A 19,729-nucleotide genomic window follows, 5' to 3' on the forward strand; every position below is an offset into this window, starting at 1 on the left:
ATTTTAAGTTTGGTATTATAGAAGTTAAATGGATAATTTTACAAAGATCCTTGAAGTGTATTTTAATAAATGATACCCTTATATTATCCCCTATGGGGGGATGATATAAGGAGGGATAGAATGAATTGGGTAAAGAAAAATAAAGATAATATTATTACTATATTTTTATTATCAATTCCTGTAATAGTAGAAAATATTCTTCAAACACTACTGGGAACGGTAGATACCTACTTTGCAGGACAGATTAATGATAGTGCAATTGCAGCAATTAGTGTAACTAATTTAATTGTTAATGTGTTCATTGCTTTTTATACTGCTATAAGTATAGGAACTAACGCAATTATTTCAAGAAATGTTGGGAGATGTGATTTTGAGGAAGCCAATGCGACCATAAAACAATCCAATATATTAGGTATCATAATAGGAATATTGGTTGGAGCAGTCAATTTAATATTTTATAAACCGATATTAATGATTTCAGGTGCTTCAAATGAAATATTAAGTTATACAGTACCATATTATATGGTTGTTGCAGTACCATCAGTATTTCTTTGCTTATCACTTATTCTATCAAGTTGTTTAAGAGCAACTAAAGATACTAGTACACCAATGATAGCAACGGGTGTTGCTAATATATTAAACATAATTTTAAATTATATTTTTATGAGATTAGGATTAGGAATTCTAGGGTTAGGTTTAGCTACAACTATCTCACGTATAGTAAATGTTTTAATTCTTTTATTAAAACTAGTAAATGGTAGTGTTATCAAGCTTGATTTGACAAATATAAAGATTAAAAAAGATATAATAAAATCCATAATGAGAATTGGAATACCAGCTGGAATTGAAAAATTAGTTATGAGATTAGGTCAATTAGTATACAATAGCATGATTATTTCTATTGGTATATCAGCATATGTAGCCCATAATATAGCAGGCAATATTGAAAGCTATTCCTATATACCTGCAATGGGTTTGGGGGTTGCTACAGCTACTCTTGTTGGTATAAGTCTTGGTGAAGATAATACTAATAAAGCTAAAAATATTGTTTTTTTATCGGATTTCATTGCAACTATTTTTATGATTTGTATTGGAATTATATTTTTTATATTTGCCCCACAATTTGCAATGATTTTTACAGATGCAAAAGAAATACAAGAAATGGTTATAAGAGTATTAAGGTTGATTGCGTTATTTCAGCCATTTGCAGCAATTACCCAAGTATTTACCAGCGCGTTGCAAGGTGCTGGAGATACAAAATTTCCAATGTATGCAACACTAATAGGAATTTGGTGTGGGAGAGTAATAGTTGGATATTTACTAGGAGTAACATTTGGGCTGGGATTATTGGGAGTATGGCTTGGGTATGCTTTAGATATTACAATTAGAGGTATTATTTTGCTAAAACGTTTCTTAAATGGAAAATGGCAGAAAATTAACATATAATTAAAATAAAACAAAAGGAGATAAATTTATGAGTGATGAAAATGGACATAACCATACACATAAAAATACTAAAGCTGTAATAAATAGATTATCAAGAGCTATAGGACATTTAGAGGCAGTGAAAAAGATGGTTGAGGATGGGCGAGATTGCAGTGAAGTATTAGTACAGGTCTCAGCAGTAAAATCTGCAATTAATAATATTGGTAAAATAATTTTACAAGATCATATTGAAAATTGTGTTGTTGATGCTGTAGAAACAGGAGATAAAAAAGTTCTCACAGATTTAAATGATGCAATAGGTAAATTTATTAAGTAAATCCTAAAATATTTTTAATAATACTAATTATAATTAGTTTAAATATCACATGTTCTAAAAGGAATGTGTGATATTTTTTCATTTAATAACCAAGCTATATTACAATTCAAACATTGAAATGTAAATAGTTGATGTTGGAAACAGAATAGTAGAAATTAGAAGAATGTGATATATTTTGGGACTTTCATTAAAATTATATGTTATAATTTTCTTAAAGAATTATTTGTAATTAATTTAAATATATAGTAATTATTCAAAAATAGATATGTTAAGGAGATTTATATTATGAAGGCAGAATTATATGAAAAAATTTTGGAAACTGAATTGAAATATATAAAATGTTTTTCAGATTATGCTGAACTGAAGAAATCAATCATTTTCACAGACAAAAAACTACTTGATATGTACATGCATAATTTCACTTTTCTTAAAGAGTCAATGGAGATGGGGGAACTAAGAAGCTTTATTGAAAATAAGCTTGGTGAAATGCAAAAGTCAAATAATGAACATTTACATATCATGATGGATTATAGTGTGAAATGGGATGAGTTAAAAAACTTGATTCAAGAGCCTGAGATTACAGAATACTGTTTTATGGCTATAGAGCCAAAAGATTTTAAGAAATTAAAAGTAAAAGATGATTGCATAGCTTTAAAAGCAGATACTCTTGAAATACTTGATGCTGGATACAAAGCTGATGTACAGGCCAATAAGGCAGCTATGGGAGAAGAGTTTGCTATAAAAAGAAGCAAAAGAAAGATGGAGGTATATAAGGAAAATCCTGATTTGAACCTTTATGTTTGCTACAAGGGAAAGGAACCTATAGGTAAGTGTGAGCTTTTCATAAAAGATGGCATTGCAAAGATTGAGGATTTTGATATTATTGAGGAATTTCAAAAACAAGGATATGGCACTTCTATGTTGCATAAATTGCTAGAAGAATCTCTTAATGCAGGAGCTGATATAGCATACTTAATAACAGACAATTTCGATACAGCAAAGGATATGTATAAAAAATGTGGATTCTCAATATGCGGTATTAAGACATCTATATTATTTATAAGATAGTTATAGATTATAACATGAATTAAAGTAGATAGTTGGGGAGGAAATATGAATATGATTAACATTGTAAAGGCAGAATTAACAGATTCTAAAGTTATAACTGAAATTAAGAAATTTGCATATAATGATGAAACAAGTAGATTTGGACCAGGAAGGGATGGTGGTCCTCCAGGATATGATTCAGAAGAAGAAACACGAAGACTTATTAAAAACTATTTATGCTATAAGATTATCCTTGATAATGATATAATTGGATTCTTTTGGCTACACGGAGTAGAACAAGAGTTTTATGAATTGGAAGATCTATGTATTCATCCGAAATATCATAATAAAGGTTTTGGATTTAAGACTATGAGTCTAATGGAAGAAATGCATCCGCAGATAAAAAGATGGATATTGGGAACTCCTTATTATAGTGTAAGAAATCAATATTTATATGAAAAAGCTGGTTATAAAAAAACTGGACAATCAGAAGATGGATTTCTGTTCTTTTATGAAAAGTTAATTTGTTAAACTATAAAGTTGTATATCAAAGATGATTTAATATGAACTTCTAAAACATTACTAATAATATTTTAATAATGGTCAATGAAGCTTTGAAGATATTAACTAAGTTTTGATTTAGGCAAATAGGAGTAAAGATTATGAAAGAAAAAATAAAAAAACTTTTAGGTGCAAATATGGACATAGATTTAACAAGTAATGACAAGGTTGATTGGAAGCAAAGTCGTTGTCCTTGGAATGAAAAAGAAGGTTCTAATACACATAAATGTGCAGTGAAAAATACTTCAATATGTGAATATTTTTGTGGTATTGAGTATCTCGATACAGTAATTTGTTGTTTTCCTAATGAAAATCCAAATAGATGATATATACATTTAACTATATCTAAATCCTTGGAGCATTGGGATAAAATTACAATTGAGAGATGATAATGGGAGATATATTTTTCTTTGAAAATTAATGATTGATATCCGTTATAAATGTATAGGGGGGAATATGTGTGATAGAAAAAATCAATTCAGAGATTATTAAAAGTGAAAATGACATACTTGATATGTTAGATAATTTAGTAGAGAAACGGGATAATGAGTGGTGGAGCAATTTTTATTCTGATAAGGAAAAAGCAATTCCATTCTTTAAAAATATTCCTGATGAAAACCTTGCTTCATATTTTGAGTTAGATTTATTAAAACAAGGAAAAGCACTTGATATAGGATGTGGAAATGGTAGAAATTCATTATATCTTGCACACAAAGGGTTTGAAGTTTATGGAATTGATTTTTCAAAAACATCTATTGAATGGGGAAAACAATTGGCGAAAGAACAATCTATAGAAGTGAATTTTTTATGCCAATCAATATTTGACTTTAAATGTGAACCAGAGAGTTTTGATTTTATCTATGATTCAGGATGTTTTCATCATATAAAACCTCATAGGAGAAATCAATACCTAAGTGCTGTTTTAAAACTTTTAAAGCCAGATGGATATTTTTCCATGAACTGTTTTAATTTAAACGGAGGTGCAAATATATCTGATTATGATGTGTATAGAGATTATTCAATGCATGGTGGACTTGGATTTTCTGAGTATAAGCTAAAAACAATTTTAAAACTACACTTCAATATACTTGAATTTAGAGAGATGAAAGAGATCGAAAATGACAATATATTTGGAAAATCTTTTATGTGGACAACATTATTGAAGAAAAAATAAAATGTAAATATCTTTATATTTATATAGTGAAAATTTTAAATTAAGTTGATGACAATTTATGGTGTGTCAGATTACAAATTTGAGGGGGAGAAATATGAATTTTATCGTATCTACCGGAGAAGTTGATAATGTAATTAATATTATGAAAGAAGTCGCTTATTGGGGACGCTCTGTTGGATTAAATGTATGGAAGGATGAACACCTTACAAAAGAAAAATTAATGGTAAATGTTATGGAAGAAGATTTTTGTGTGGGAAAAGTTTCAGGAGCTAATGCATGTTGTATGATATTGCAATGGAGTGATACTTTCTTTTGGCCAAATTCAAAGGAAAATGAAGCTGGATATATACATAAACTGTGCGTGAGAAGAGAGTATGCAGGATTGGGTCTACCAGGCAAAATGGTTAAATTTGCAATAGAAGAATGTAAAAAAGAAATATTAAATACTTAAGATTAGATACAGGATGGACTAATAAGAAATTATGTAATCTTTATAAGAGTCTAGGATTTGAGATAGTTGATAAATTCTTATTAGATAATGGTGGAGCATTTGCATTATTTGAGATGAAAATAGAATAAATAAGCTAACCTATTAATAGGAAGTATCATAATGCCATAGAAATATTATCCACATAATAGGAGGTGAAAGGTTTGAGAGATTACTTTATGAAAACAGAGCGTATAGGTTTCTCAAATTGGTCAGATTGCGACTTTACACTAGCACATCAGCTTTGGGGAGAAAAGGATGTTACTAAATTTATTTGTGCTACAGGGGAATTTACAGAAAATGATATTCACAATCGTTTAAATATTGAAATTTGTAATGGCAAGGGTTTTCATGTTCAATATTGGCCTATATTTGAAATAACAACAGGAGAACTGATTGGCTGCTGTGGTGCACGCCCATTTAAATCTAAACAACACTCATATGAAATTGGTTTTCATCTTCGTAAAAGATACTGGGGTCAAGGTTATGCCCATGAAGCAGCAAAAGCAGTAATCAATTATTGTTTTTCTAAATTAAATGCAGACAAGCTTTTTGCAGGACATCACCCACATAATGTTGGATCTAAAAAACTTTTAGTATGCTTAGATTTTCATTATATAGGAGATAATTTCTATGAACCAACAGGACTGTATCATCCATCATATGAAATGACTAATCTAAGATTATAATCATAACGTGTAGTAAGCTAAGTCCACTAGTGAAGAACTCTATTGAAGGAAGGGAGAAATATCAATGGAGAATTATAATAGCACAAAAATATTTTGGGACAATATATTTTAAGCAGTAATACCAAATAAATATGAAAATGCAGATTTGGGACAAGAAGATTTAAATGAAGCTTTAAAGTGGTTAAGTAGTGGAACAAATAGCATTGTAGATTATATGGATGTGGAAGTGGGGAATTACACACTTAGACAATGATTTATTACTTGTGGAATTTAGAAACAGAAAAATGGTGTAGTATATTGGAAAAATATTTTCATATATATCTTAAAAAGGATATTTACTATAATCAACATGAACAGTATAATAGATTATTTTTATTAGTAAACAAATAGTATAAATTTTAAATATAAGGAGTGGTAATAAAATATGCATAACCTTATAAATGCTATTCCGTTATATAATTTCTTAAAATATTGTAATAACAATTCCTCTGAGAAAATTATATTAGACTGTGGTGCTGGTGGTTCTAATCCACCTCTTTCTTTGTTTTATGAATTTGGATATGAAACCTATGGAATTGAAATATCTGAAGATCAACTAGAAAAAGCAAGGGCATTTTGTATAGAACAAGATAAAGATTTAAATATCATATTTGGTGATATGAGAAAAATACCTTTTGAAAATGAGTTTTTTAGTTTTTTGTATTCTTATAATACATCTGTTCATATGAAAAAAGAAGATTTCTCACTTGCTTTATCAGAATTTTATAGAGTGTTAAAACCTGGAGGACTATGCTATGTGAATTTTTTAGGTGAAGAGTGTGATACTTATGGCATAGGAAAAGAAATTGGTGAAGGGGAGTTTTTACAAATTGAAAATAATGATGAAGTGATCTATTGTCATTATAAGGATAACGAAATTGAGCAAGCCCTTACAAAATTTGAAGTTATATATAAGGAAAAGAAATCAGTAAAAAGAAATATCGATGATAGAGAAAATACATCAGTTTATCTTGAATATATACTAGTGAAAAAGTAATTGAATAAGATTAGTTGTATAATTGGGGGGATGAATCAATGATTGAAATTAGACAATTAAAGGAATCTGACATGCAGCAGGCCTTAGAATTAAAGATTTTGTGCTGGACGGAAGAGTTGGCAGGTAAGGCTGAAAACATCCTTTCAGTTTCTCAAGAATTAGACTTCTGGGTAGAGTGGATGCATACAGGGAAAGAAAATAATGATGTTCGCTTGTTAATTGGAGCATTTGAAAATGACAAGATGCTTGGAGTAGCCTTTAGCAGTTTTGCGGAAACCTTTGATATACCTGAAAAAGGTATAGAGTTAAATGGGATTTGGGTATATCCTGACCAGCGAAATAGGGGGATTTCTCTCATGATGATTATTTATACATTGAGTTTCTACATGTCTATGGGTATGGAAAAGATTGTTATCTATAACCATCATTATGCAGCATCAAATCAGTTTTATCACAAATTTTGTGGACAAGTTGCCAAACAAGAATATCAGATGGAGGGTAAACTTTTGGTGGATGTATTCTTAATAGACATATTATCAATGAAAAGCAGAATGGAGCAATCTCTAAAGAAATATATAGGAGAATATGCCTATGGAAATTAAAAAAATTAAAGCTGAGAATATTGAGCAAGTAAGGGAGCTACACGTATATTGTACAGGCCGTCAGTGGACTGATACTAAACCAGCAAAGGATGAATTATCATTTTATACTCCTGATGAAATATTAGGAATGTTTGATGAAGAGAAACTAGTAGCTATGATAAGGAACTATACATTTAATCAGTCAGTGAGAGGTGTAATTAAGAAGATGGGAGGGGTTTCCCATGTGGCTACTTTTCCTGAATATCGTTTGCAGGGATATGTAAAGGACTTGATAAAATTAGCATTTATAGATATGAAAGAAAAAAATCAATCTATTAGTTTATTACATCCTTTTAAAGAAAGTTTTTATAATTCTTTTGGGTATGTGGGTACAAATGACAATTTGCTAGTTAAAATTTCTTTAGATGGATTTTTTCATTATTTAAAAGATGTATCAAAAATAAATGGTGAATGGGAAGAGAAAAGAGTAAGAGCTATTGAGGTGCAAGAGGAATTTGAAGCATTTAAATTTGAACTTGATTTGTTGGAGCATCATGGACTTGTTTTTCTCAATAATATGTCCAAGGAGTATTGGATAGAAGATCATGGTGGTGTAATTGTAGTATTTATAAAGAAAAATAATAAAACTATGGCAGCAGCAAAGTATATTAAAATAGGATCAGGAGAAAATGGAAAAATTTTTGTGGCAGAAATGTATTGGAAAGACATAGAAAGCAGAGTGATGTTATTCAGATATTTTGCAAAGCACAAAGACCAATTTTCACATATAGAATTAAGAGTTCCATATGGTACTAATTTTTGGACATGGTTGAATGATCCAATGAGGCCTTTTGAAGTAAAGATTAACAATAATCCATGGATGGTAAGAATTATTGATGCAGTAGAAGCAATGAATGATATTAATGTAGCTTTAGAAGGTAATATTATTTTAGAATTATATGATGAACATTGTCAGTGGAATAATGGTATTTATAAGTTAGAAGCTGTGAATAAGAAACTAAAAATGAGCAAATATGAGAGTAAAAAACCAGATGTAAAGATGGACATAAAAGGGCTTACCGCACTATTGTATGGTGCATACTCTGTAGAAGAGCTTGAATTTAAGGAATGGATTATACTATCAGATTCAAAGTTTAAAATAATATTAGACCATTGGTTTCCTAGAAAGTTTCTTTATAATCCATATTATTTTTAATGGTGTAGTTTGTAATAATGATTTTTAAAAGATATAACATGGAATTTGATAATTGTAGTATAAGTATTGTTAAATGTGATGAGATAAGCAATACGATAGCTGTGAAATGCATTAATGATACAGGGCACTTGGAGGAAATAGGAGAGTAGAAGGTTAGGAAGATGCTTTCGCAAAATATATCACTAATCTTATATAAACTGTTGAGCATGTACTTTAATATTATTGTTAACGAACGCCATTTGCATAAGTAAGAATCTAAATCTTTGATTTAGTTATTCGAACTCAGTTCTTCTAATTTATTAGAAGAACCTCCTAGAACATTTATTACTTAGGATTTATGAATGGTAAAATCGTAAAGCAACGCAACTTGTTTGAGTGAATACGAGTTGTTGTGTTGTAGATTTTAACTTGAATAAATCCTTTTAGTAAATCAATGCTTCGAAACGGCTGAACAGCAATAATATAAGTACAAGCTCAACATTTACTTAGATTAGCTTATTTTGCGAAGGCCCCTCATACTTTCATAAAAATATAATCATTTAAGTGTTCAATACTATTAGAACTCCTTCTAATGATTTTTACGTCCATTTTTATTGGAAGATGCTATAGAAGCTATGATAATAAAAATAGATATATTTACAAGGTTAATGTAGAAATCTATACTGCTACCACTTAGGTTATATTCATCAACATATATTCCTCCTTGCCATATACTTAAATTTGATATAAGTACTAAGAATAGAGAATTTACTATAATAATAAAGGAATTAATGGCTTTACCTCTATATTTCATAAGTATCATATATAATAAGTTGAAAATAAGAAATGCTAAACATGCATATGAAAATGCCCCCAAAAGATCCAAAATGTTATCCTCCTAAAATAAATATTTAAGTATATAAAAGAATTATGTAGTTTATACATAGTTCTCACTTACTATAGAAATTCCTTGTTCGATTCTAGATTTGCTCTGAGAAATATAGTTTTTCATCCATTGACTCATGTTAGAAAAACCAGTGCTACGACATATACCTATATAGACGATAAGTTCTCTTAGTTGAAGAAATAGAGGTATTTGTTTTAGCCAATATTCATCTATATGATTTTCTTTAAGGTAACCATCCATAAAGCTTTTCATAAAAATACAACTTTGAGCTTGTCTTTCATCCATGCTATCATCTAAGAATACATAAGTAATATAAAACAATTGAATAGCTATATCTTCAATAAACCAACTATATTGACACTCATCAAAATCAAATATATTAATATCTTTATTATCTAGGAAAAAATTTCCAACATTAATATCTCCGTGAATAATTCCAAAGGAATCAGAATCCTTACAGAGCTTATTTATTCTATTCACTATATCATCATAACTTTCAAAAATCTTGAACTGATCAGCAGAAATATATTTCTTTATGTTTTGCAGATAGTAATTATGTGACCAATCAGGTCTCTTAATTTCTTTTGATGAAGGTATGTACTTCTTAGATAAAAAATGCATTTTCCCTGTTAATCTACCACATTTCTCAAATAAATCTTTATTACTAATGCATTCAGGATATCCAATCTTTCTTCCAGTAGCTTTTTCAAAAGAAGTAGCTGTAAAGTACGATCCTCCTATATGGATTTTTTCTGATAAATTACCAGAGATAGAGTAGATGGGCTTTGAAGCTGACACTCCACTATTAATTAAATATAAAACCCAGTCAAGTTCACCTTTTATAAGGTTATCGCTTCTATGTGAGCTATGAGTAAATCTTAAAATATAAGATTTCTCCTGCTTTTTATATTCATAAACATAGTTTTGAAAACCTCCAATTAAATTTAGTGTAGACATATCTATATTAAACTTTCTTGCCGCTTCTCCTAAAATTTGATTATTAAATAATTTCTCAATTTCTCTATCCAATTCTTCCACTTCCTTATTAAAATAAATATAATTCTGAGTTTAAATTTTAGACCAATTTATATAGCATGATTTGAGGTCATAATACGTCAATGTATACATATCTGGTAATCAAAAAATATATAGTTGTACAATAGTATAAGAATATTTTACTATAATTAACTTAAATGGTGTATATTTTAAGAGGAAAATTTAATATAATTTCATGTGGTATTATAACTCCATTATGCTAATAAAAAATGATATTCATGGAGATAATTAGCTTTTAATTTGAACATATGTTATAATATGGTAAAACAAGGTTGTGCTTATTAAATATTGTGTAGCATTGGGGGAGTTAAAATGAAAATAAAATCACATACGAAACTTAATTTATATTCCTTTATATCTATTGGGATTAGTGCAGTTATATATTTTATATTTATGATCATGGATATATTTTATCTACCTAAAGATAATGAGTTACTTTTACTAATCACCATATCATTAATTTTAGTAATTAGTATTATTGGAATGATATATAGCATTTTAAGTTCAAAATCACTAAGAGAAAGAGAGATTAGTAATATATGTGTTCCTAAAGTGGATTTATTTTTAACAATCGCTGCCCTAATTATAAATGTTGGTATTGTAGTTTTAACCCTACCAGCGCTTATTATTACTATAAAATTTATGTATTTTTAAGTGAAATATATTTGTATGTAGGTTATAAAATTTTTGAGTTTGATATCTTGTACTAATTATTTATAAAGGAGGATAAGTAAATGAGCATACAACTTAGAAAGAGGTTAATTAACCAAATAGAAAGACCATTTCAATTTAAAATCAGTGACCTAGTTTTAGAAGGAGCAGAGTTAGAAAGTAAATTAAATACTTATCTATCAATGTTTATAGAGGGAACCTTAGACACTGACCTTTCTGGTAAAAAACCAGATAAGTTTATTGAAAATCTTAGGAATAATATTTTGGGAGATTTTTCGAAACGATATATTATAACTGCACAATGTAAGGATGATGTAATAGGTATTTTAATAGCTTTACCTGGAAGTGTGAATGAGATGCATATTTATTCACTGCATGTTGCACCAGATCATAGAAATAAAGGAGTTGCTTCTACACTATTAGCTACCTGTGTAAATGATATGCATAAAAAGAATATAGAAGATATTATTATAGATGTACATATAGACAATAAACCTGCTTATGATCTATATAAAAAATTTGGATTTATTGAAGTTGAGAATATAATTTAATAAAGGAATAATGTTAAGTATATTAAAGCCATAGATATTAATAATTAAATTAAATAAAAAATAATAATGAATATTTAGAAAATATGCTATAATAGAAATATTAAAAACAGAATAATTATAATTTAGTTTTAATAGTGGTAACAATTATCTAAAGAACGGAGGAAGGCTTTTGATATACATTACAGAACCTGGATTTGAACCGAAGCATATAAATCCATTTACAGATGAAAGATATACTGATGATTGGATTGTATTTTGCTTAACTAATTCTAAGAATTATGAAATAACCAATGGAAGAGGCAATTCATCTGTATATACTTTAAAGGTAAGTAAAAAGTGTAAGCAGTGGGAATTTAATCTTATGGATTTTATAGAATATGAAAATAGCTATTGTAAGAATATGATTTTGTCGGTAGATGAGGAAGACTTAATTAAAGCAAAGGAAGAATATGAGAATCATCATTATAATGAAGCTTTTTTAAGGGGAAATGAACCTAGGGTTCTTATTCATAGTACCACAATGGAGAATTGGGAAAAAATTAAAAGCGATGGATGTTTAAAGTCGTGGAATATACTAAAAAAAGAAGGTAGCAACTACAAGGACAAGCCTATAGGTGAGCTTCTTGGTGATCCAAAGGACTATAGTGATTATATTATGTTTTCTAATGGGAATGTTTCAAGTGAAGTCGTTGTATTATCCAAGGAAAATAATAAAATTATTATGGATGAGAAAATGAAATATAAAACAGGTGCAAGGTTATATTTTGATATTGAAAAAATAGCTAAAGATGGATTATTAGTTCGTGATGGTTGTCATCTAAAGGTAAAGGGCATGTTACCCCTAGATAAATATCTAATCTGGACTGCTACATGGGAAAATCTTAATCTAGAAAATAAATATTCTACACCTGAGAACTTTACAAAAATAGCAAATGAAACCTTCAATTCTCTCTTTGGATATGCACTTATTAAATAAAAGTTTATATATTAAAAAAGGAGAGAAGTAAATTTGTGTTTACACAAACTTACTTACTCTCCTTCATATTTTAAAGGATTAAAAAATTCTTTGTTTTTAACATTTCTTCATAAATTCTTCAATTTCTTCGACAGTTTTTATAATCTCATCAGACAAGACTTTACATCCATTTTTAGTTATAACTACATCATCCTCAATTCTTATTCCTATGCCTTCTTGGGATAAATATAGGCCAGGTTCTACTGTAATTACCATGCCTTCTTCAAAAGGCGCATCATAATCTTCTACATCATGGGTATCTAGTCCTAAATGATGACTTACCTGATGATAGTAATAATTAGACAATTCATTTTCATCCTTTATTATACCAAGGTCAATTAATCCCTCTGTTAAAGCTTTTTTTGTAACCTCATTTATTGACTGAAAAGTATGACCTGGTTTAAGAGCTTTTATAGTTTCAAGTTCAGCATTTAATACTATATTGTATATTTGTTTTTGTCTTTCGGTAAACTTACCGTTAACAGGAAAGGTTCTAGTTATATCTCCATGATAATAATTCCATGCTGCACCTACATCACATAAAACCAAAGAGTTATCATTAATTTCGCAATTATTATCTTCATAATGGAGAATTGTTCCATTTTTCCCACTGGCAATTATACTTGGAAAGGCAAAATCTTTCACACCATTGTTTTTTAATGAAAAATCGAAATAGGACTCAAGTTGATATTCCATAATATTAGGTTTAGCATTTTTCATCATCGCTTCTATTCCTAATTTAGTTTTCTCTATAGCAGATTTAATTTCTTTAATTTCCTCTTTTTCTTTGCACATTCTTAGAATGGATAACTTAGGATATACGTTGTGTATAAATACCTGAGAGTATCTTTCCTTTAAATCTTTGGCAAAGCAACCATTAGTAGTTAAATCATCTTCATAGGCATCTTTTTCTAAATCTAAATATATATGGACTAAATTTTTAGTTGATATTAAACTATTTAAATCTGTTTTAAAGTCATCTATAAATCTAATATCATTTATTCCAGATATTTTTTTAGCATCCTCAACATTAATACTCTTACCTACCCACTTAGTTCTTTTTTCATCAAATTTTCTGATATAAAGTCTTTCTTCTATATTCCCATTTCTATCTTTAATAACTACAAGATTTATATGCTCTTCATCAACTCCACACAGGTAATAGAAATTTCTATTTGGTGTGAACTTATAATTATAGTCATTTGATTTCTTCGGTGCTTTTCCAGCAAACATTATTAATATGGATCCATTAGCTAATTCCATTGATAACTTTAGCCTATTCTTCTTGAAAAAATCTTTATTCATTTCAAACAACCCCTTCATTAAGTAATAGATAATAGTTAAGTTCAAGGCACATTAAATTTTTTATAAAAGATGTTTATATAATAATATTAACCTAATTTCAGTTTATAGTAAATGATTACATAAGTGAAAATATAGAAACTTATTCATGGATAAAAATAATTTTTTTTCTTAAAGATATCTTTAATATACATATGTATGGTAAAATATTACCCATAAGTAAAAAATGAAATAATTAGTTTTTATATTCCTTATAATTGTTATATTGGAGGTGAATAAATGGCAAAGATTAGAGAAATTACTTGTGATGTAGCGTGTAATAAATTAAAAAGAAAAATACCCTTTGCCTGGGATTTAAACATATATCGAGGTTGTGAACATGGTTGTAAATATTGTTATGCTATGTATTCACATCAATATTTAGATTCAGATAAATATTTTGAAGACATATATGTAAAAACTAATGTGGTTGAACAATTGGAAAAACAACTGAGTAGTCCTTCGTGGAAAAGGGAAGTTGTTAATATTGGAGGGGTAACAGATAGCTATCAACCAGTAGAAGAACAGTATAAACTAATGCCGGATATATTAAGACTTATGATAAAGTATAAAACACCATGCATTATTTCAACTAAATCAGATTTAATTTTAAGAGATTATGATTTAATAGATGATCTTTCTAGGGTTACCTATGTAAATATAGCAGCTACAATTACATCTATGGATGAAAATATACGAAAATTAATTGAACCAAATGGAGTAGAATCTTTAAAACGATTTGCAATGTTAAAGGAATTTAGTAAAACTAATGCATCTACTGGACTTCATTTTATGCCTATTATTCCATATATAACAGATACTTTTGAAAATATAAATTCTCTATATTTACATGCTAAAGAATGTGATGTGGATTACGTTCTACCAGGAACTCTTTATTTAAGAGGTAGTACAAGAAAAGTATTTTTAGATTTCATAAAGAAAGAATTTCCAAAGATATATGATGACCTACTATTATTATATAAAACTGGTGGAGCAAATAAGGAATATAAAAATAATTTATATAAAACAGTAAATGCTTTGAGAGAAAAATATGGTTTATCAAGTAGTTATTCCAAACCAATGAAAGAAAAGTTAAATCAAGAATGCCATACTCAATTATCAATTTTTGATTGAAATTGGAAAATATAATACAAATGGCAAATTGGAAAATATTTAAAGTGTAGAAAGGTATTATAATTATGATGAAGATAAAAAATCACAATGAACTTATAATTAGAAAAGCAACAGTTGAAGATTCTAATGAAATTGTAATGTTAGTGAAACAAGTAATGGGCGAGGTAAGTTTCTTTCCTAAAGACCCAGACGAATTTGACTTAACAGCTGAAGACGAGGCAGAATATATTAAAAATACATCTTTATTTTTAGTAGCAGAGATAAATGAGAAAATAGTAGGTTCTACCACATTACAAAGGGGTAGAACTAAAAGGACAAGTCATGTTGCAGATTTTGGTATAACAATTTTAAGGGAATACAGTGGGTTAAAAATAGGAACTTTGTTAATGGAAGAGGTTATAAAGTGGTGCAAAGAAAATCAAGTTGAGAAAATTGAATTAGAGGTTTTTGAAGAAAATACACCTGCTATAGCACTTTATAAAAAGTTCGGATTTATTGAAGAGGGAAGAAAAAATAAAAACATAAAAATCAAAGGTGAATACAAAAACACATTGTTACTAGCTAGATTTTTAAAAGAAAATTAAGAGATAAAGTTAAATCGGATATAATAGTAAATAGGAGTAGGTATATTACTAGCAACATATCTATTCCTATTTTTAATGTATAATGATTATTCTTTGAGTTATTTTCTAAATTTTAATGCTACAGAATTTATTAAAGTTTTTGATATTGGTCCAAAGTCACGAGAATCTACGCTATCTAATCTATTATCCCCCATGACAAAGTATCCATCAGGTGGAATCGTAAGGTTTAAATCATCTTTGCTGGATTGACTATAATAGGCATAAGGTTCATCTAGAAGCTGCCTATCAATATATACTTTGTTTTCCTTGATTTTTATATTTTCATTAGGGAGTGCTATAACACGCTTAAGTAAGTTATAACTACCTTCATTATCAGCTTTAATAGAAACTAAATCTCCACGCTTAATTTTTTTCAAATCAGATTTAATAAGAAGTAGTTTGGAATCATCTGATAAAGTTTTTTCCATAGATTTCCCAGAAACAGTTGAATAGTATATACCTATTTTAAAAACTAAAAGTCCGCCTTGTAGGATAAAAGCAATAGATAATAAAATAACTATTAATAGGAATTCTGGTTTAGATATAGACTTTCGTTGTAACCACTCCTTCATATGAAAAACCTCCAACATTGAATTATAAACATAATTACTACTCCTAATAAATAGGCCGTAGGAATAGCAACTAATAAACATTTACCTAAGTCTAGGAAAGAATATCTTTTCAAAACAAGCACATCCTTCTATATAATATTTTTATTAAATAGTAGATATATATTAAAACCTGACCAGATGCATTATCAAATTATCTCTATACTGACCTTCATGAAATTCTCTTTTTTTAAGGATTTTTATAGCCTTGAATCCACATCTTTCATAACATTTAATAACACATTTATTCAGCCTAAGATTTAATGAGGGTTAAGTCTATTATACTATTATTTACCATATTGGAATATATATTGATTTAAAATATTTTTTTATATTTAGGGAAATAGATTAAGAAAAATACTTACTGATAAGAATAGATAATTATTATGAATATACATAAATAGAAAAAATTTGTAATAAACTTTAAGGTTTTGTATAATAAAGAAAATAAATAATTGTAAAGATTAACAATGATAAGGATTAAAATTCAAAAAATATTAGAGATAATATAAAAATTGTCTAATATATTTATAAAAGGGAGTAATTATATGATTAAGATACGAAGGTATGGAAGCCAACCATATAATATAGCAGTTATTCACGGAGGACCTGGTGCTCCAGGGGGAATGGCTCCAGTAGCAAAAGAATTGTCAATGAAATATGGAGTTCTTGAACCTATGCAATCAGCAAATTCTATTGATGGACAAGTTTCTGAACTTAAAGAATTGCTTGAAAATAATGGACAATTTCCAGTAACACTAATTGGTCATTCATGGGGAGCATGGTTAAGTTATATTTTTGCATGGAAATATCCAGAGTTAGTAAGTAAGGTTATACTTATAGGAAGTGGATCCTATGAAGATATTTATCTTTCATCAATGAATAGTAAAAGAGCTAACAGACTTACAGAAGAAGAAAACTTAAGAGTTGGTACATTATTTCAATTATTAAATGAACATAATAATCCAAACAAAAAAGAAGTATTGCGTGAATTTGGAGAATTAATGGCAAAGGCGGATTATTTTAGTCCAATTTCTATTGAAAATGAATCTCTAGATTTCCAACCAGAAGTTTTTCAAAGTTGTATGGAAGAAATTAATAAATTAAGAAGCAATGGAGAGCTTTTGGATTTTGGAAAGAATATAAAATGTCCTGTAATTGCTATACATGGTGAATATGATTCTCATTCTTTTGAAGGTGTTGAAAAGCCACTGACAAGAACCATAAAGGATTTTAAATTCATATTATTAAAGAAATGTGGACATAACCCTTGGAATGAAGTTTATAGTAAAGATAAATTCTATGAAATAATCTTCAGAGAGTTAGAATCAAGATAGATGAGGATAAAGTTAAGGCAAAAGCACTAACTTAAGGAGAAGATTAAAATGATAAGGAATGTTTATGAGCAGTGCCCTATATTAAAAAATCATTTGACTGCATTAAAACAGACAACAATTAAAGATGCAGAGGAATTGCTAAAGTGTTATTCAGATAAAGAGGCTGTGAAATTGTTTAATTCTGATAACTGTAATGGTGATGATTTCTATTATACAACAGTTGAAAGAATGGAGGAGGCAATTAAATTTTGGACTTTTTCCTATGAGAATAAATACTTTGTGAGATGGACGATAATTTTGAATGATACAAATGAAAGAATTGGAACTATTGAAATGTTTAAAAGAGAAGCAGAAGATGAGTTTAACCATTATGGATTATTGAGAATAGATTTGCATAGTAAATATGAAAAACAAAAATATATAGATGATATTTTAGAAATTGTAAATAAGAATTTTTTTGAACTCTTTAATGTTGAGGGAATTCTTACAAAAGCAATTCCAAATGCAACTGAGCGTATTGAGTCATTAAAGAAAAAATATTATGTACCATTAAATAGAAAAATGATGCTATATGATGATTATTTTATAAGGACAAAAGTATAAGTTTAAAATTTAAATAACTTTAAATAGGAGGAAACTATGAGTAAATTATCTGAATTACCTAATATAGGTAAGAAACTAGAAGAACAACTTAATGAAGTCGGCATAAAAACTGTTGAACAATTAAAAACAGTCGGGAGTAAACAAGCATGGTTAGATATTAAAGCCATAGACGATTCTGCTTGTATCAATAGGTTATGTGCATTAGAGGGAGCAATACAAGAAATCAGATGGCATTCTCTTTCAGAGGAAGTAAAGCGAGATCTAAAAGAATTCTATAATACAGTAAAAAGCTAAGTAAATCTAATATTCCTATAATATCACCAAACAATATATTGGACAATCATCATGAAAATACTCACATAAAACTTCTGAGTGAATAATCTATCAATATAGTTATTTCATTGATGGAGGTAATGAGTGGGATATTATATTAAAGTTGAACCAAATGTGAAAATTTATGTAGAGGATCTTAATCCAGAAGGAAAAAAAACAATTCTATTTTTACATGGTTGGCCTGGTAACCATAATCTGTTTGAATATCAGTTTGACCAATTTCCAAAGTATGGGTATAGATGTATCGGAATAGACACCAGAGGTTTTGGAGATTCTGATAAACCTTATGATGGATATGATTATGATCGTTTATCTGATGATGTTAGATGTGTAGTAGATGCACTAAGTCTTAGAGATTTCACACTAGCAGGGCATTCAACAGGTGGAGCTATAGCTATTAGATATATGGCTCGTCATAAAGGATATGGAGTATCTAAGCTAGTTCTTATATCTGCAGCAGCACCTAGTCTTATTAAGCGTAAAAACTTTCCATATGGATTGGATAGAGAAGAAGTTGTTAAAATTATTGATGGGACATATAATGATAGGCCTAAAATGCTGAGAGATTTCGGAGATATATTTTTCTTTAAATATATATCTGAACCATTTTCTCAGTGGTTTTTTAATCTCGGACTACAGGCAGCTGGATGGGCCACAGCATCTATTGCAAACACGTGGCTAGGTGAGGAAAAATTATTTTCTGATTTAGAGACTATAAGAGTTCCAACATTAATTCTTCATGGCATTCATGATAAAGTGGTTCTATTTGAGTTAGCTGAAATTCAAAATCAGTGTATTAGAAATTCAAAACTTGTACCATTCAAATATAGTGGTCATGGAGTATTTTACGATCAGAAAGAAAAATTTAATGAAGAATTAATGAGATTTGTTGAAGAATAGAAGCTTATAACATAGGAGTATTTAATAAGAAATTAAAATGTTTATCTATAGAATACCGTACTATTCATTTATGTATATACGGTATTTTCTATATGAAATTATTATGGAGGTATAATC

General features: G+C 28.5%; 24 protein-coding genes. 20 read left to right on the forward strand and 4 right to left on the reverse strand.

Annotated elements, in window-relative coordinates; genetic code table 11:
• The first annotated feature begins 120 nt into the window (after positions 1-120).
• The 11 genes from B3Z56_RS04555 (at position 121) to B3Z56_RS04605 (ending at position 8,553) form a co-directional block, all read left to right on the forward strand.
• The gene (locus B3Z56_RS04555; RefSeq protein ID WP_346878335.1) at positions 121-1,446 is read left to right on the forward strand and encodes an MATE family efflux transporter; all 1,326 of its coding nucleotides are present in this window, start codon (positions 121-123) and stop codon (positions 1,444-1,446) included.
• 28 nt (positions 1,447-1,474) lie between these two features.
• Positions 1,475-1,762, forward strand: coding sequence for a metal-sensing transcriptional repressor (locus tag B3Z56_RS04560; protein ID WP_346849015.1), 288 nt, complete (start codon positions 1,475-1,477; stop codon positions 1,760-1,762).
• Between the two features lie 285 nt (positions 1,763-2,047).
• Entirely contained in the window at positions 2,048-2,830 is a 783-nt protein-coding gene (locus B3Z56_RS04565) for a GNAT family N-acetyltransferase (RefSeq protein WP_346849014.1), read from the forward strand.
• Positions 2,831-2,881: 51 nt separating this feature from the next.
• The gene (locus B3Z56_RS04570; protein WP_346878336.1) at positions 2,882-3,340 is read left to right on the forward strand and encodes a GNAT family N-acetyltransferase; all 459 of its coding nucleotides are present in this window, start codon (positions 2,882-2,884) and stop codon (positions 3,338-3,340) included.
• Between the two features lie 131 nt (positions 3,341-3,471).
• Positions 3,472-3,696: a hypothetical protein gene (locus B3Z56_RS04575; RefSeq protein ID WP_346849012.1), complete on the forward strand. Its 225-nt coding sequence runs from the start codon at positions 3,472-3,474 to the stop codon at positions 3,694-3,696.
• A gap of 134 nt (positions 3,697-3,830) precedes the next feature.
• Entirely contained in the window at positions 3,831-4,544 is a 714-nt protein-coding gene (locus tag B3Z56_RS04580) for a class I SAM-dependent methyltransferase (RefSeq protein WP_346849011.1), read from the forward strand.
• Between the two features lie 94 nt (positions 4,545-4,638).
• On the forward strand, positions 4,639-4,995 hold the full coding sequence (locus tag B3Z56_RS04585; protein ID WP_346878337.1) for a hypothetical protein: 357 nt from the start codon (positions 4,639-4,641) through the stop codon (positions 4,993-4,995).
• A gap of 200 nt (positions 4,996-5,195) precedes the next feature.
• Positions 5,196-5,720 carry a GNAT family N-acetyltransferase gene (locus tag B3Z56_RS04590; RefSeq protein WP_346849009.1) on the forward strand — a complete coding sequence of 175 codons (525 nt, stop codon included), beginning with the start codon at positions 5,196-5,198 and terminating at the stop codon, positions 5,718-5,720.
• Positions 5,721-6,144: 424 nt separating this feature from the next.
• Positions 6,145-6,756: a class I SAM-dependent methyltransferase gene (locus B3Z56_RS04595; RefSeq protein WP_346878338.1), complete on the forward strand. Its 612-nt coding sequence runs from the start codon at positions 6,145-6,147 to the stop codon at positions 6,754-6,756.
• A gap of 14 nt (positions 6,757-6,770) precedes the next feature.
• Entirely contained in the window at positions 6,771-7,358 is a 588-nt protein-coding gene (locus B3Z56_RS04600; protein ID WP_346878339.1) for a GNAT family N-acetyltransferase, read from the forward strand.
• Complete coding sequence (locus tag B3Z56_RS04605) at positions 7,348-8,553, forward strand: GNAT family N-acetyltransferase (RefSeq protein ID WP_346878340.1); 1,206 nt, start codon at positions 7,348-7,350, stop codon at positions 8,551-8,553. The genes B3Z56_RS04600 and B3Z56_RS04605 overlap by 11 nt, the downstream gene beginning before the upstream one ends.
• A gap of 568 nt (positions 8,554-9,121) precedes the next feature.
• On the opposite strand, the gene B3Z56_RS04610 is transcribed toward B3Z56_RS04605, so the two are convergent.
• Together B3Z56_RS04610 and B3Z56_RS04615 are read right to left on the reverse strand one after the other, a co-directional pair.
• Positions 9,122-9,418 carry a hypothetical protein gene (locus B3Z56_RS04610; RefSeq protein WP_346849004.1) on the reverse strand — a complete coding sequence of 99 codons (297 nt, stop codon included), beginning with the start codon at positions 9,416-9,418 and terminating at the stop codon, positions 9,122-9,124.
• Between the two features lie 51 nt (positions 9,419-9,469).
• On the reverse strand, positions 9,470-10,468 hold the full coding sequence (locus tag B3Z56_RS04615) for a phosphotransferase enzyme family protein (protein WP_346877900.1): 999 nt from the start codon (positions 10,466-10,468) through the stop codon (positions 9,470-9,472).
• A 339-nt stretch (positions 10,469-10,807) separates the two neighbouring features.
• Between B3Z56_RS04615 and B3Z56_RS04620 the strand changes: the two genes are divergently transcribed.
• The 3 genes from B3Z56_RS04620 (at position 10,808) to B3Z56_RS04630 (ending at position 12,694) form a co-directional block, all read left to right on the forward strand.
• Positions 10,808-11,149 (forward strand): hypothetical protein, encoded by a 342-nt coding sequence (locus B3Z56_RS04620; protein ID WP_346877899.1) that lies wholly within the window; start codon positions 10,808-10,810, stop codon positions 11,147-11,149.
• Between the two features lie 80 nt (positions 11,150-11,229).
• The gene (locus B3Z56_RS04625; protein ID WP_346877898.1) at positions 11,230-11,718 is read left to right on the forward strand and encodes a GNAT family N-acetyltransferase; all 489 of its coding nucleotides are present in this window, start codon (positions 11,230-11,232) and stop codon (positions 11,716-11,718) included.
• Between the two features lie 169 nt (positions 11,719-11,887).
• Positions 11,888-12,694, forward strand: coding sequence for a hypothetical protein (locus tag B3Z56_RS04630; RefSeq protein ID WP_346878341.1), 807 nt, complete (start codon positions 11,888-11,890; stop codon positions 12,692-12,694).
• 96 nt (positions 12,695-12,790) lie between these two features.
• Here the strand turns inward: B3Z56_RS04630 and B3Z56_RS04635 are convergent, their stop codons facing one another.
• Positions 12,791-14,038 carry an aminopeptidase P family protein gene (locus tag B3Z56_RS04635; RefSeq protein WP_346878342.1) on the reverse strand — a complete coding sequence of 416 codons (1,248 nt, stop codon included), beginning with the start codon at positions 14,036-14,038 and terminating at the stop codon, positions 12,791-12,793.
• A gap of 276 nt (positions 14,039-14,314) precedes the next feature.
• Between B3Z56_RS04635 and B3Z56_RS04640 the strand changes: the two genes are divergently transcribed.
• Both B3Z56_RS04640 and B3Z56_RS04645 read left to right on the forward strand, forming a co-directional pair.
• Complete coding sequence (locus tag B3Z56_RS04640; protein WP_346878343.1) at positions 14,315-15,208, forward strand: SPL family radical SAM protein; 894 nt, start codon at positions 14,315-14,317, stop codon at positions 15,206-15,208.
• Between the two features lie 65 nt (positions 15,209-15,273).
• A complete protein-coding gene (locus B3Z56_RS04645) occupies positions 15,274-15,792 on the forward strand; it encodes a GNAT family N-acetyltransferase (RefSeq protein WP_346877895.1) in 519 nt (172 codons plus the stop codon).
• A gap of 98 nt (positions 15,793-15,890) precedes the next feature.
• On the opposite strand, the gene lepB is transcribed toward B3Z56_RS04645, so the two are convergent.
• Positions 15,891-16,403, reverse strand: a complete 513-nt coding sequence (gene lepB / locus B3Z56_RS04650; RefSeq protein ID WP_346878344.1) for a signal peptidase I — start codon at positions 16,401-16,403, stop codon at positions 15,891-15,893.
• Positions 16,404-16,987: 584 nt separating this feature from the next.
• Here lepB and B3Z56_RS04655 point away from each other — a divergent pair.
• From B3Z56_RS04655 to B3Z56_RS04670, 4 genes are all read left to right on the forward strand, one after another.
• Positions 16,988-17,776 (forward strand): alpha/beta hydrolase, encoded by a 789-nt coding sequence (locus B3Z56_RS04655; protein ID WP_346878345.1) that lies wholly within the window; start codon positions 16,988-16,990, stop codon positions 17,774-17,776.
• A gap of 48 nt (positions 17,777-17,824) precedes the next feature.
• The gene (locus tag B3Z56_RS04660) at positions 17,825-18,379 is read left to right on the forward strand and encodes a GNAT family N-acetyltransferase (RefSeq protein WP_346849310.1); all 555 of its coding nucleotides are present in this window, start codon (positions 17,825-17,827) and stop codon (positions 18,377-18,379) included.
• Between the two features lie 36 nt (positions 18,380-18,415).
• Positions 18,416-18,673: a TfoX/Sxy family protein gene (locus B3Z56_RS04665; protein ID WP_346849309.1), complete on the forward strand. Its 258-nt coding sequence runs from the start codon at positions 18,416-18,418 to the stop codon at positions 18,671-18,673.
• A gap of 123 nt (positions 18,674-18,796) precedes the next feature.
• On the forward strand, positions 18,797-19,612 hold the full coding sequence (locus B3Z56_RS04670) for an alpha/beta hydrolase (protein ID WP_346849308.1): 816 nt from the start codon (positions 18,797-18,799) through the stop codon (positions 19,610-19,612).
• Positions 19,613-19,729 lie beyond the last annotated feature (117 nt).

The organism is Clostridium sp. UBA7791 (assembly GCF_002480755.1).
In the GTDB taxonomy this organism is placed as follows: domain Bacteria; phylum Bacillota; class Clostridia; order Clostridiales; family Clostridiaceae; genus Clostridium_J; species Clostridium_J sulfidigenes.

Excerpts from the sequence above, each read along its gene's own strand:
- B3Z56_RS04585 (WP_346878337.1), top strand. The coding sequence starts at position 4,639 with ATGAATTTTATCGTATCTACCGGAGAAGTTGATAATGTAATTAATATT.
- B3Z56_RS04625 (WP_346877898.1), top strand. The coding sequence starts at position 11,230 with ATGAGCATACAACTTAGAAAGAGGTTAATTAACCAAATAGAAAGACCA.
- B3Z56_RS04575 (WP_346849012.1), top strand. The coding sequence starts at position 3,472 with ATGAAAGAAAAAATAAAAAAACTTTTAGGTGCAAATATGGACATAGAT.
- B3Z56_RS04555 (WP_346878335.1), top strand. The coding sequence starts at position 121 with ATGAATTGGGTAAAGAAAAATAAAGATAATATTATTACTATATTTTTA.
- B3Z56_RS04660 (WP_346849310.1), top strand. The coding sequence starts at position 17,825 with ATGATAAGGAATGTTTATGAGCAGTGCCCTATATTAAAAAATCATTTG.
- B3Z56_RS04560 (WP_346849015.1), top strand. The coding sequence starts at position 1,475 with ATGAGTGATGAAAATGGACATAACCATACACATAAAAATACTAAAGCT.
- lepB (WP_346878344.1), bottom strand. The coding sequence starts at position 16,403 with ATGAAGGAGTGGTTACAACGAAAGTCTATATCTAAACCAGAATTCCTA.
- B3Z56_RS04665 (WP_346849309.1), top strand. The coding sequence starts at position 18,416 with ATGAGTAAATTATCTGAATTACCTAATATAGGTAAGAAACTAGAAGAA.
- B3Z56_RS04570 (WP_346878336.1), top strand. The coding sequence starts at position 2,882 with ATGATTAACATTGTAAAGGCAGAATTAACAGATTCTAAAGTTATAACT.
- B3Z56_RS04605 (WP_346878340.1), top strand. The coding sequence starts at position 7,348 with ATGGAAATTAAAAAAATTAAAGCTGAGAATATTGAGCAAGTAAGGGAG.
- B3Z56_RS04640 (WP_346878343.1), top strand. The coding sequence starts at position 14,315 with ATGGCAAAGATTAGAGAAATTACTTGTGATGTAGCGTGTAATAAATTA.
- B3Z56_RS04565 (WP_346849014.1), top strand. The coding sequence starts at position 2,048 with ATGAAGGCAGAATTATATGAAAAAATTTTGGAAACTGAATTGAAATAT.
- B3Z56_RS04645 (WP_346877895.1), top strand. The coding sequence starts at position 15,274 with ATGATGAAGATAAAAAATCACAATGAACTTATAATTAGAAAAGCAACA.
- B3Z56_RS04635 (WP_346878342.1), bottom strand. The coding sequence starts at position 14,038 with ATGAATAAAGATTTTTTCAAGAAGAATAGGCTAAAGTTATCAATGGAA.
- B3Z56_RS04620 (WP_346877899.1), top strand. The coding sequence starts at position 10,808 with ATGAAAATAAAATCACATACGAAACTTAATTTATATTCCTTTATATCT.
- B3Z56_RS04655 (WP_346878345.1), top strand. The coding sequence starts at position 16,988 with ATGATTAAGATACGAAGGTATGGAAGCCAACCATATAATATAGCAGTT.
- B3Z56_RS04595 (WP_346878338.1), top strand. The coding sequence starts at position 6,145 with ATGCATAACCTTATAAATGCTATTCCGTTATATAATTTCTTAAAATAT.